A 12,959-nucleotide genomic window follows, 5' to 3' on the forward strand; every position below is an offset into this window, starting at 1 on the left:
ATTTTGGAACGTATCAGACGATTTATTCGCGAGTTGTCCGAACATCAGTGGCTGGAGCAATTACAGCTGCGCAGCTGGGATATTACCCGCGCTTATTATAATGTGCCAGGACAGTATGAGGATCAGGGTGAGTACCCGGAAGGCCAAGATTTTGAGCGTTTTCCGAGCAAACAGGGAACGACTTATTTTTTTAGAACACGTCTGGAGATCCCTGCTACATGGCAGCAAGCACCTTATGGGCTTGTATTTGAAACAGGCGGAGAAGGCTTGCTTCGGGTAAATGGGCACTCTTATCAGGGCCTTGACCGCAATCATACCTACGTCACGCTTGATCCATCCAAAGTCGGAAACGCTCCGGAACTTGAGATTGAGATGTTTGACCCGGTACCTGAACCTGTAGACCCGTTGAATCAACAGGCGGTTATTCAGCCGCCGATCACATCAATTACGAGCCTGCTGGTGAGACCCAATGAAGCGGTTCGCAGTCTGATGTATACCGTCATTATTGTGCGTGATTCGGCTGTGTTGCTACCGGAAAGTGACTTTCGGCGGGTTCGCCTGTTAGAACTGGTGTATCGTGCGATGGATCAATTTGTAGGCATGTCAGCAGAAGAGATTGAGCAGGGAGAGGGTATTCGTCAGATTGAGAATAATCTGAAGCATCATGTGCGTGAGATTGGCGGCAACGCAGAAGGTCTGGAGCATATGGTGGGACAATCCCATATTGATATTGCCTGGCTGTGGCCTGTACGTGAGACGGTTCGCAAAACGAGCCGTACCTTCTCCACCGTGGATGCACTTATGAATGAATATCCCGACTATGTTTATTCCCAGAGTCAGCCCTTATTATATGCGTTTCTGAAGGAGCATGATCCCGAGCTGTATGCGCGGGTGAAGCAGCGGATTGTAGAAGGCCGCTGGGAACTGGTTGGCGGCATGTGGGTTGAGCCGGATCTGAACATCCCGAGTGGGGAGTCCCTGATACGCCAGATGTTGTATGGTCAGCGGTTCTATATGGAGGAGTTTGGCAAGACATCACAGATTGAGTGGTTGCCGGATACATTCGGGTACTGTGCCTCCCTGCCGCAGATTTTGAAGCATGGCAATGTGGAGTATTTCATGACAACAAAGCTCGGATGGAATGACACAAATGTATTTCCATATGATCTCTTCCACTGGGTGGGCATTGACGGAACACCAATTCTTTCTTACCTCAATCATGGTGTTAACGAGCACACGCTGCCGAAGGATATTCATGATCACTGGCAGTCCTACCGTGAGAAAGCAGCGCATCCGGAGCACATGCTTCTATACGGACACGGAGATGGCGGCGGCGGGGTAACACGCGAGATGCTGGAGTATGTGGATCGCGCAGACCTGATGGTAGGTCAGCCTGCAAGTCGATATAGCACAGCTGGAGCTTTCTTTGCCGGAATTGAAAAGGAGCAACCTGTACTTCCGAAGTGGCATGGCGATCTGTATCTTGAGTTACATCGGGGAACCTACACGACCCATGCGCGCAATAAGCGCAACAACCGGAAAGCGGAGGTTCTGTATCGAGAAGCTGAGCTGTGGAATACACTCGCTCTGCCAGATATGGAGGCGAATACCGAAGTTCAAGTGCGTTCAGCACTGCATGACGGCTGGAAATTAATTTTGCTGAATCAATTCCACGATATTATACCGGGATCGGCGATTACGGAATCCTACGTGACTTCGAATGAGGAATATGTACAGGTTTTTGAATTGGGCAGAACCGGACTGGATCAAGGCGTTTCAGCATTAACAACGGGTATCAACACAGAGGGGCCAGAAGGTTCAGTAGCCTATGTTGTATTCAACAGTCTGGGCTGGAAACGAAGTGCAGTCGTTCAATTGGCTGTGCAGGATGGCTTGGATCGCTATGGCATCGATGAAAAAGGTCAGCGCCTGCGGATGGATCGGGAAGATGGCAGTATGTCTATTCTCGTGACAGACATTCCGGCGTTTGGATATAAAACGATTTGGCTGGTACCGGAAAATACAAGGGAAACGAATGTACGGGAAATGAAGAACCTTGCCGCACAACCAACCTTTAAAGATACATGGGATACTGCCTTATATCATGTGCAGTTCAATGAACGTGGGGAGATCATCCGCCTGTGGGATAAAACCGCAGAGCGTGAGATGTTGAAGTCGGGTGAACGGGGCAATCAACTTCACTTCTTCCATGATCGTCCAACGCTCTGGGATGCATGGGATATCGACAGTCGTTATGAAGAACAGATTGCTGGCGAAGTGGAACTGTTGGAGAAAAAGCTGGTGCTGGCGGGTACAACGAAAGATGTCTTGCGTTTCCGCTGGAAGCTTCATCAATCGGTGATTACACAAGATATCGTCTTTTATCATGACTCACGGCGAATTGACTTCCAGACACAGGTGAACTGGAATGAAGATCACAAACTTCTGAAAGTTGGTTTCCCAATTGATGTGGTGGCCTCCAAGGCCACATTCGAGATTCCATTTGGCGCACTGGAACGTCCAACACATCGCAACACAAGCTGGGAGCAAGCCCAGTATGAAGTCTGTGGACATCGCTTCGCGGATGTATCCGAATATGGATACGGCGTGAGCCTGCTCAATGATTGCAAATACGGGTACGACGTGCAAGGTAGCACCATCCGTTTGTCCTTGCTGCGAGCACCAAAATGGCCTGATTGCACCGCCGATCTGGGAGAACATGAATTCACCTATTCCCTGTATCCACACGACGGAGACTGGAGAACAGCACACACCGTACGTCAGGCAGCCGAGCTGAATCATGAGGTAACGATACAGCAGGTGAAACAAGTGCAACAAAAGGGCCAGATACAACAAGAGCAGCAGATGGAGCAGGTACAGCAGAGGGAAGAAATACAGCAAAGCACAGGGACTGAGGTAGCTCCAACCGCAGATGCAACTGCTAATGCGGCCCCTGTACGCCCAGCAACCGGAGCATGGATTGATTTTAATAGTAATCACGTCATTCTCGATACCGTCAAAATGGCAGAGGATGGGCACGGGACAGTCCTTCGTTTCTATGAATCGTCAGGCAAACGCGAAAACATCACATTGCAATGGCCGCATGCCTTTGAGCAAGCCTATCACTCCAACGCACTGGAAGAACCGGTCCAACCACTGGCCCATACCCATGGCCAGATTACACTATCTTTTAAACCTTACCAAATACAAACCGTGCTACTGCGGTAAACCTTTTTGAAATATTTTTGAGCTATATATGTCCAGCTTTTTATTCACACGTTAACGGAGAGGACAGAAATAACCAGAAGAAGCGAAGCGTTCGCCTTTATCCCCAGATTTTACCCTTTAAAAAGGGAAACAAAAAAAATCTGGGGATAACAGCGATCGGAAGGTTATTCTGTCATCGTAGTGGTCTAGTGTGAATGTTCTCAGCTTGATCCTGTATAGCTACACCATTCAATTTGTTTAAGGAGTTGCACTCATCCATGGAACAGTTCAGATTACCCAAAATACCAATGCCACCTGTTGCTTTGCCACAATCCATTCAAGCCGTGCTCGAAGAAGCGGAACAGAAGTTGGCTCACCGACCAAAACTGCTTCAATTATTCAAAAACTGTTTCCCCAACACCATCGAAACAACAACCAAGTTGATGGAGGACGGTACCACTTTTGTCATCACAGGAGATATTCCGGCTTCCTGGCTGCGTGATTCCGTGGAGCAGGTGGTACATTATATTCCGTTTGCAAAAGAAGACGAGGACCTGCAACGCATCATTGGCGGGCTGATCAAACGTCATATCCAATATGTTCACATCGATCCATATGCCAATGCCTTCAATGAGACGGCCAACGACTGGCACTGGAACACCACCGACGAAACCGAGATGTCACCTTGGGTGTGGGAACGCAAATTTGAGATTGACTCATTATGTTTTGTTGTACGCCTGGCCTATTTATATTGGAAGGAAACCGAGCTGACTGACATTTTCGATTCAAGCTTCAAAGCAGCGATGCGTAAAATCGTGGACCTGTTCAAAGTCGAACAGCATCACATGGAACAATCTCCATATCGCTTCACTCGTAATAACGGTATCCCAACAGATTCCCTGCGTAATCACGGAAAAGGTATGCCAGTCAACTACACAGGTATGATCTGGTCCGGCTTCCGTTCCAGTGATGATGCGTGTGATTTCCACTACAACATCCCTGGCAACATGTTCGCGGTTGTAGCTCTGCGCCAAATGCAGGAGTTTGCCGAGTGGGTGTTCCGGGATATGGAACTTTTGCAGGAATTGAAGGATCTGGAGCAGGACGTGGATTACGGCATTCAGCTGTACGGGATTTATCGTCATCCGGAATTTGGACCGATCTATGCGTACGAGACGGACGGTTATGGCAACCACTGTCTAATGGACGATGCGGGTACACCAGGACTCATGTCCATTCCATATCTGGGTTACGTCACAGCGGATGATCCGATCTACCAGAATACGCGCCGCTTCGCTCTGAGCAAAGAGAACCCGTTCTATTATGAGGGCAAGGTTGCCAAAGGGATCGGAAGTCCGCACACACCACCAGATTACATCTGGCATATGGGATTGTCCATGCAAGGACTGACTGCACAGTCTGCCGAGGAGAAACTGGAGATTATTCGCATGCTCGAAGCGACAGATGCAGATACAGGTTATATGCATGAAGGCTTCCACGCCGATGATCCAACGATTTTTACACGAAAATGGTTTGCATGGTCCAACAGCCTGTTCTCCCAGTTGGTCTATAAATCCATGAAGGATGGCCTGTTATGAGTATCCAACCTGATGATAAAAAGCTGATTATCTTCGCTGACCCTGCGTTTCCAGTGGATGGTGCTTTTCCAACGGAGCAGGCTCTGAATGCATGGAAAGCAGTTGAAGAGATCATCGTTGTAAACGCCGAAGAACTCGCAGAGACTTTGAAGACTACAGCAGGTGAAGGATGTCTGGTCAATCTGCATGCACCCTATTTTCCCAAGTCCGCCTGGACGGAGATTGCAGCTTACCTGCATCAGGGAGGGAGCCTGATCAGTGTTGGTGGTGCGCCTTTCAAACGTCCGGTTCGATATGAGAATGGGGCATGGGTTGTAGAGTCCGAGCAGACCGCGTATCACCAGGAACTCTATATTCATGAGGCGTTGAACGTATCTGCTGCCAATGTGCAATCGTACACGTCATCTGAACAGATCCCGCTTCTTGCCGGCAAAGAAGGACTTTTTGAGATTTCAGATACATGGAATCTGGTTCCACATACAACCAAAACAAGTGATCTGCCCCACCAGATGGGTTCATCCGGCCCCATGAGTACGCAGATTTATCCGTTACTTCGTGGCATGAGCAAGGATGGACGCAGCATCGCCGCTCCGGTCGTTCTGTGGGAAAACTCGCGCGGGACTTTCGTTGGTTCACGATGGATATTTGTGCATCTGCCGCTGACCACCTCATTCTGGACGCAGGATGGTGCTGACGAGATTGTGAAGTGGGCGCAATTCTGCGCGCAAGGTGTAACGGAGTTATCCCTCAAAACGAATTATGCTTCGTATGAGCCAGATGAACGGGCTGTACTCACACTTCAAGGCCAGATTTTACAGCGTGCAGGCAACAGACTTACCGAGTCCGAGCTGTGGGCATTCGACATAACAGTCGAGCATGAAGATCGCACAAGTGGTACGACGGAGAAGGTATGGAGCCATCAACTGGAGATGGAACTTTCCGGTGAGCAGCGTTTCGAACGTATACTTCTCCCGGTTTCCATTGAAAGTGGGCTGTATCGGATCGTATGCCGCGCACAGGCACCTGACGGGGAAGTTCGGACCTTGCGTCAAGGCTTCTGGGGACAAGATGCAGCATTGCTGGCAGAAGGGGAAGTGATTACCCGCAGCAGAGACTATTTTGTAAAAGACGGACGTCCTCTCCCTGTTGTGGGCATGACCTACATGACCTCCGATGTGGCACGGAAATTTCTCTTTCTACCGAATGCGGATGTCTGGGATCGGGACATGGCTCAGATGGCAAAAGCCGGCATCAACTGGATTCGGACGGGAATCTGGACCGCCTATCGCAACATGATGCAGGTGGACGGACATATGGCAGAGGATGTGCTTCGTGCCATTGATGCCTTTATTTTAACGGCGAAACGCCATGGCTTACAGGTCACATTCACTTTCTTCTCCTTTACACCGGAGACATGGGAAGGCACGAATCCGTATCTGGACCCGCAGAGTGTCGAGGCTCAGAAACGTTTCATTCGCAGCATCGTCAGTCGTCACACGCATACAACACATGTGGACTGGGATCTGATTAACGAGCCATCCATGTTTGATCCGGTGCGTATCTTCTCAGCTGGTCCACGCTCGGCGAGGGATTCATATGAACAGCAGGCTTATATCGCTTGGCTTCAGCAGCGTCATCAGACGATTGAGGCGTTGCAGGAGGCATGGAACATGTCACCGAAGCAGCTTCCGAACTTTGCAGCCGCGGTGATCCCGGAGGCGGAAGAGATTAATTTTGATGTACAGGACATGCACAAGGCCAAAAAAGGAACACGCTGGCTCGATTACTGTCTTTTCTCTATGGAGATGCACAATGTTTGGGCAAGAGAGCTTGTAGGTACGATCAAGGATCTGGTACCGAATCATCTGGTCACTGTGGGACAGGATGAAGCCCTTGGTGCACAGCGTCCTTCGCCGTTCTTCTATGAACGTGAAGTGGACTATACAACCGTGCATTCCTGGTGGTTAAACGATGATCTGATCTGGGACGGCATTTTCGCCAAAACGCCTCATAAACCCAATCTCATTCAGGAGACGGGCATCATGTATGTGGAAACCCCGGATGGACGAGCCAAACGTACGGAAGAAGAGCTGCGCGGCATTCTCGAACGCAAGTATGCCTATGCTTTCTCGACAGGTGGCGCTGGAGCGGTGCAATGGATCTGGAACACCAACTTCTATATGGATAACGCCAATGAATCTCATATTGGAGCCCTGCGTGCAGATGGTACGGAGAAACCAGAGGCGGATGTGTCTTATGATTTTGGCCGATTCATGCATGGCATTCGTGATCTCTTTGAAGACCGCGAGCTGGAGGATATTGCAGTGGTGTTCCCGTATTCCAATGACTTCTCCAACCGTGCCCTGGCCTATGATGCGACAACAAAACTGACCCGTGTGATGTCCTATGATCTGAAATTGCCTTTCCGTGCGTTATCCGAATATCATCTGGAAGCGCTGGAGCAGCAGCCACCAAAACTGATCATCGTGCCGAGTCCACATAATATGGACAGCGACGCACTGCAACAATTGCTCACGTTTGCAGAGAAGGAAGGCACGAACCTGCTTATTACTGGACCGCTGGGGCTGGATGCGTACTGGAAGGCCACTGACCGGGCAGATCATATCGTGGGCAAACGCAGTCTGGGTAACGTGCAGCGGGAAGAACTGCTCAATATTAATGGAGTGAATCACCGGGTGACCTATGGACGGCGTCGGATCGCCGAGGTGGCGAAGGAGACTTTGCTTCATGGGGATAATGGTACACCAGATGAAGTAATCGTGTTGCCTTTGGGTAAAGGGAAATTAATCTGGACCCCATTGCCGTTGGAGTTAAACGGACGGGATGAACCACTTGCTGAATTGTATCGTTATGCGACTGAAATTTCGGGCGTCGAACAGGAGATGGAATGGATATCCGGTGGGGATATAGCAGGAATCTACGGCCGGAAGCTGAGTTTTCCAAAGGGAAATCTGTACGTATTTGTATCGGAGTTTGCCTTTAACCATGAAGTTCATGTGAGAGATCAACGTAAAGGTGTATCGTACTCGTTCCAATTGGAGAAAAATCGTTCGGTGCTGTTTGCGACAGATGCTTCCGGAAAGCTGACTGCGGTGTATCGCCCTGATGAGGTTGAGATTGTACAACAAGATGAAAGAGGTGGGATAACACGATGACCAAGAAAAAGAGAGCACATATTATTTCGCATACCCACTGGGATCGGGAATGGTACTTGCCGTATGAGAAGCATCATATGCGTCTTATTCAGCTCGTCGATTCACTGTTGGATCAGCTTGATGAGGGATCGGACTATAAAAGCTTTTATTTGGATGGACAAACGATTATCATCGATGACTATCTTCAGGTTCGCCCGGAGCAGAAGGAACGACTGGAGAAACATATCCGCAATGGACGGATTGTGATTGGACCATGGTACATCTTGCAGGATGCTTTTCTGACGAGCGGAGAAGCCAATGTGCGCAACATGCAGGTTGGACATAAGGACGCCAAACGTTACGGCATACCTTCGAAAATTGGTTATTTTCCCGATACATTTGGATTGGTCGGGCAGACTCCGCAGCTGATGCAGCAATCGGGCATTGATAATGTGTTCTTTGGACGTGGCGTCAAGCCGACAGGCTTCAATAATACGGTATCGGATGCCGGATATGAATCAAGCTTCTCGGAGCTGATGTGGGAAGGACCAGACGGATCAAAAGTGCTCGGCGTATTGTTTGCCAACTGGTACTCCAACGGAAATGAAGTTCCAGTAGACGAGGAATCGGCCCGCAAGTTCTGGGAAACCAAGCTTGCAGACGCTGAGAAATATGCATCAACGAATGAGTTGTTGTTCATGAACGGATGTGATCACCAACCGATTCAACGAGATCTGCCAGAAGCGATTCGCATGGCTGAACAATTACATCCCGATATCGAGTTCATTCACTCCAATTTTCCTGATTATCTGGAAGCTTTGAGAGCATCGTCTGAACATGAACTGTCCACGGTCAAAGGCGAACTCCGCAGCCAACGAACCGATGGCTGGGGAACTCTAGTGAACACCGCCTCGGCTCGTGTGTATCTGAAACAGATGAACCAGCTGGGCCAGACCATGCTGGAAAAAGTGGCTGAACCCCTGGCAACCTATGCCTATCTGCTTGGACATGCCTATCCACATGATCAACTGACGTATGCCTGGAAAACGCTGATGCAAAATCACCCGCATGACAGCATCTGTGGATGCAGTGTGGATGAGGTGCACCGCGAGATGGTGACACGGTTTGATAAGAGCCGTCATGTAGCAGAGGCTCTAATTGAAGAGAGCACCAGCCAGATTGCTACAGCCGTGGATACCTCCATATTTGAGCGTTACGGTGAGGGGGCTCGGCCTGTTGTGGTGTTTAATACAACGGGTTGGGAACGTAGCGGTGTAGTTCAGATGGAACTGGACGCGGCTCGGTTGTATTTCCGGGATGGACATACGTTGGAAGAGATGGCGACGCAGATGAAAGCCGTTGACCTGTCAGACCGCGTACTTGTAGATGAAGATGGTAACCACATTCCATGTACGGTGGAGGATCTGGGTCTGCAATTTGGCTATGATCTGCCAGATGATCGCTTCCGTCAGCCGTATAGCTGTCGGCGAGTACGTATTCGTTTTGAAACAGAGAATGTAGCTGCATTTGGCCTGAAAACCTATGCATTGGTCAACTCTGCGGATGATGCTAAGCGTGGTACTCCGTCGAAAACGACTACGCTGTTGCGTGGTGAACGTGGCATGGAAAATCAATATTTGATCGTCACGATTGCAGACAACGGTTCATTCACAATCACGGATAAACGAACAGGTCGGACTTATAAGGACCTTGGGGTGTACGAAAATGTGGGTGATATCGGTAATGAATACATGTTCAAACAGCCAGAGAACGAAGTGGCGCGGACAACACAAGCGCTTCAGGCCGAGATTCGGGTATTAGAAGATACATCATACTCTGCCTCGTTCGAAGTGATTCATCATTGGGAAATACCGGAGTCTGCGGATGAGATGCTGGATCAGGAACAGCGAGAACTGATTTATTATCCATACCGTAAAGCCCAGCGTTCAACGAAGATGATTCCGCTCCAGATCCGCACGGTTGTATCCCTCAGTCGTAGTGGAAAAGGAGTACAAATGGAGACAACCTTCAACAATCAGGCGAAGGATCATCGGGTACGTGCTCTTTTCCCAACGGATCTTGTATCAGCTGTTCATCATGTCGATTCCATGTTCGAAATTGCAACGCGTGATAGTACGCCTGCACCGGAGTGGCAAAATCCAAGCAATACACAGCATCAACAGAATTTTGTGGATGTGAGTGAAAAGGACGCCGGATTGGTCGTTGCCAATCTGGGCCTGAATGAATATGAAGTACTTCAGGATGGACGCAACACCATCGCGGTTACGCTGCTTCGTGCTGTGGGCGAACTTGGAGACTGGGGCTTGTTCCCGACACCTGAAGCACAATGCCTTGGTGAACATACATTTCAGATCGAGATCATTCCGCATGATGGCAATGGTGCAGCGTCAGGTGCATATATTGAGGCGTATCAGTTCCAGGTTCCTTGGACGCTGGCGCAAACCGAAGTACACCCAGGTTATCTGACACCTAACAACACACCGTTTGCATGGCAAGGAGACGCTTTAGCATTTTCTTCACTCAAGGTAAATGAGGATTCCGGCGATGTCATGCTACGCTGGTTTAATATGACGACCGACTCTGCCACGTTGAAGCTTGCTGCTTCGCAAGCGAATGCACAGTCATTCGAAACGGCGTACAAAAGCAACATCCTGGAGGAAGAGGGCGAAATGCTTCATGCCCACAGCATAGAAGAGGCATCGACATTATCCTTTGCTAATAAGGAATGGAACATACAGACAGGTTCATGCGAGATCATTACGATCGGCTTACGGCGCTAATAAAAGTTGTTTAAAGAGTCGAAAAACAAACTTTTGAATACACAATAAAAGGTACAGGACTGCAAGCGTACTATGAACTAGGCATTACGTACGGTGGCGGAAGGGTTACGCTATTTACCAGATGTATCTGTTGAGTTATTGGTTGTTTTTCTATAGAATGAACAGTAGAATTACAAATGATCGAAAGTTCCTATGCCATCAAGATGGCCATGGGTACACTTCAATTGTTCATTCTATATTGAAACATTAAGGGGGCTTGAAGCCATGGAATCCTTGGGAGGACTGCTTCAGCAGCTGAACCCTGCCTTTCGTGAGCAATCGCGGCGGATTGCGGCGGAATTGATGGAAAATCCGTACGTACGCGAATTCCGCGCAGGTCATCCTGAACTGCAAGATGCACAGCTCATGACCGATCTGAGCAAGCTGTTTCAGTACGCCAAAGACTCTAAGAACTGTGCGAATTGTCCAGGACTCGACAACTGTCCTAACGATTTTCAGGGCCACTTTTGTAAACTGGAAGTAGAACATTTTAACGGTAAACCCGAAATCATAGATATAAAAGCACCTTGTTCCAAACATATCGCCCGGCAAAATGAACATATCATTAAGCAACGCATTCGCAGTTTCTATGTGGACGAGCGTGCGCTCAGTGCCGGATACAACGACGTGGAGATCATGGGCAAGGATCGGATGCGTGCTCCGGCAGTGAATCAGGTGCTTCGTTATATTAGGGAGACCAAGGAGAACGGATTATCTCCGCAAGGACTGTTTCTGGAAGGAACTTTCGGGACAGGCAAGACGTTCCTGATGTGTTATCTGCTGCATGAACTGGCGGTTGCAGGGCACACGGGTGTCATTATTTATATGCCTGACTTTGTGGAGGATCTGAAATCCATGATCAGTGAAGGGCAGAAGCTGAAGGAAATGACGGATATTTTGAAAAGTTGTGATCTGCTCATCTTTGATGATATCGGGGCAGAAAATCTGAACCCTTGGGTTCGGGATCATGTGATGGGGTCCATTCTGAACTATCGGATGAATCGCAAACCAACGTTCTATACGTCCAATTACAATCTGGATGGGCTTGAAAAACATCTGAGCTTCACCAATCGGGATGGCGAGGAATCGAATAAAGGCCAGCGTCTCATGGACCGGATTCGTCCATTCGTGGATGTCATCTCCGTGCGCGGTGAGAATCAGCGCGGCAAACGTTAAACCGATCTAATTGAACGAAATGATTCTGGACAAGGTTAATCTTCAAATTATCGGTGGAGCTTTTGATTTAGAAGCTGAGCTGATTGCAAACAAACGATAAGTAGTCCCAAAAAAAGCCTGGCTTTCGCATTGTCGCGAAAACCGGGCTTTTCTGGTCCTGCGTGAGACCTGTGAGTATCCTATTCGGTGATGAATTTGAAGATAACCATACCGAAAAAGATGACTGTCATCAGGCCGGCCATGCCGGCAACACCCACGATTAGATCAAACAGATCGTTGCGGGGTTCCTCGTTCACATGTTCACGCGGGTCGCTGATCCGCACATTTGCATCCATGTTATTGCCTCCTTATGGGGAATGCAGCTTGCCCGTATGGGGGCTGAAACCCGGAGTAATTTTAGTATACTTGGAAAAGAAAGCGTTTGTAAAGATTTTGCAGTTGGTATGTCACATCCTGTAATTGTGAAGATTTGATGTTGGGAAGATGAACATTGCAGCGTTCAATTCACAAGTTTGACGTACCTGTGTTATACTGGAAGTGTCGTTCACGACGTTACAGGTTAAAATAAACCGTAAGTATATATAAGGAGGACAATTTCATGGCTATTGTTAACGTATCCGATCAATCCTTCAACGCTGAAGTAGAAGGCGAAGGAACGGTTCTTGTTGATTTCTGGGCGCCTTGGTGTGGTCCTTGTAAAATGCTCGCTCCAATCCTGGAAGAGCTGTCCACAGAAGTTGGCGATGCAGTGAAAATTGCTAAAGTTAACGTGGATGAAAATCCGGAATCTGCTTCCCGCTTTGGCGTAATGAGCATTCCAACTTTGATCTTCTTCAAAGACGGTCAACCAGTAGATAAAGTGGTTGGTCTGAACTCGAAAGATGCGCTCAAAGGAATTATCGCAAAACACCAATAATTTACAGGCTTACACATACGCCTCCGGTTTACATGCCGGGGGCGTTTTGCGTCGAATACCTTTATAT

General features: G+C 48.7%; 7 protein-coding genes. 6 read left to right on the top strand and 1 reads right to left on the bottom strand.

All coding sequences use genetic code 11. The features are described 5' to 3' along the window. The first annotated feature begins 3 nt into the window (after nt 1-3). The 5 genes from MKX68_RS16940 (at nt 4) to dnaI (ending at nt 11,976) form a co-directional block, all read left to right on the top strand. A complete protein-coding gene (locus tag MKX68_RS16940) occupies nt 4-3,228 on the top strand; it encodes an alpha-mannosidase (RefSeq protein WP_340913126.1) in 3,225 nt (1,074 codons plus the stop codon). A 257-nt stretch (nt 3,229-3,485) separates the two neighbouring features. Continuing rightward, a complete protein-coding gene (locus tag MKX68_RS16945; protein ID WP_340913128.1) occupies nt 3,486-4,805 on the top strand; it encodes a glycoside hydrolase family 125 protein in 1,320 nt (439 codons plus the stop codon). Further along, complete coding sequence (locus tag MKX68_RS16950) at nt 4,802-7,981, top strand: beta-galactosidase (protein WP_340913131.1); 3,180 nt, start codon at nt 4,802-4,804, stop codon at nt 7,979-7,981. The genes MKX68_RS16945 and MKX68_RS16950 overlap by 4 nt, the downstream gene beginning before the upstream one ends. Then, nucleotides 7,978-10,761 (top strand): alpha-mannosidase, encoded by a 2,784-nt coding sequence (locus tag MKX68_RS16955; RefSeq protein ID WP_340913133.1) that lies wholly within the window; start codon nt 7,978-7,980, stop codon nt 10,759-10,761. The genes MKX68_RS16950 and MKX68_RS16955 overlap by 4 nt, the downstream gene beginning before the upstream one ends. Nucleotides 10,762-11,025: 264 nt before the next feature. Then, nucleotides 11,026-11,976 carry a primosomal protein DnaI gene (gene dnaI, locus MKX68_RS16960; RefSeq protein ID WP_062837925.1) on the top strand — a complete coding sequence of 317 codons (951 nt, stop codon included), beginning with the start codon at nt 11,026-11,028 and terminating at the stop codon, nt 11,974-11,976. A 179-nt stretch (nt 11,977-12,155) separates the two neighbouring features. On the opposite strand, the gene MKX68_RS16965 is transcribed toward dnaI, so the two are convergent. After that, complete coding sequence (locus tag MKX68_RS16965) at nt 12,156-12,311, bottom strand: YqzM family protein (RefSeq protein WP_091037832.1); 156 nt, start codon at nt 12,309-12,311, stop codon at nt 12,156-12,158. Nucleotides 12,312-12,574: 263 nt separating this feature from the next. On the opposite strand from MKX68_RS16965, the gene trxA reads away from it, so the two are divergent. Further along, nucleotides 12,575-12,892 carry a thioredoxin gene (gene trxA, locus MKX68_RS16970; protein WP_017692451.1) on the top strand — a complete coding sequence of 106 codons (318 nt, stop codon included), beginning with the start codon at nt 12,575-12,577 and terminating at the stop codon, nt 12,890-12,892. Nucleotides 12,893-12,959 lie beyond the last annotated feature (67 nt).

Source organism: Paenibacillus sp. FSL M8-0212, from assembly GCF_038004645.1.
Classification (GTDB): Bacteria; Bacillota; Bacilli; order Paenibacillales; family Paenibacillaceae; genus Paenibacillus.

What these genes read in the sequence shown, in the direction of transcription:
- MKX68_RS16945 (WP_340913128.1), top strand. Translation starts at nt 3,486, where the DNA reads ATGGAACAGTTCAGATTACCCAAAATACCAATGCCACCTGTTGCTTTG.
- MKX68_RS16950 (WP_340913131.1), top strand. Translation starts at nt 4,802, where the DNA reads ATGAGTATCCAACCTGATGATAAAAAGCTGATTATCTTCGCTGACCCT.
- MKX68_RS16955 (WP_340913133.1), top strand. Translation starts at nt 7,978, where the DNA reads ATGACCAAGAAAAAGAGAGCACATATTATTTCGCATACCCACTGGGAT.
- dnaI (WP_062837925.1), top strand. Translation starts at nt 11,026, where the DNA reads ATGGAATCCTTGGGAGGACTGCTTCAGCAGCTGAACCCTGCCTTTCGT.
- MKX68_RS16965 (WP_091037832.1), bottom strand. Translation starts at nt 12,311, where the DNA reads ATGGATGCAAATGTGCGGATCAGCGACCCGCGTGAACATGTGAACGAG.
- trxA (WP_017692451.1), top strand. Translation starts at nt 12,575, where the DNA reads ATGGCTATTGTTAACGTATCCGATCAATCCTTCAACGCTGAAGTAGAA.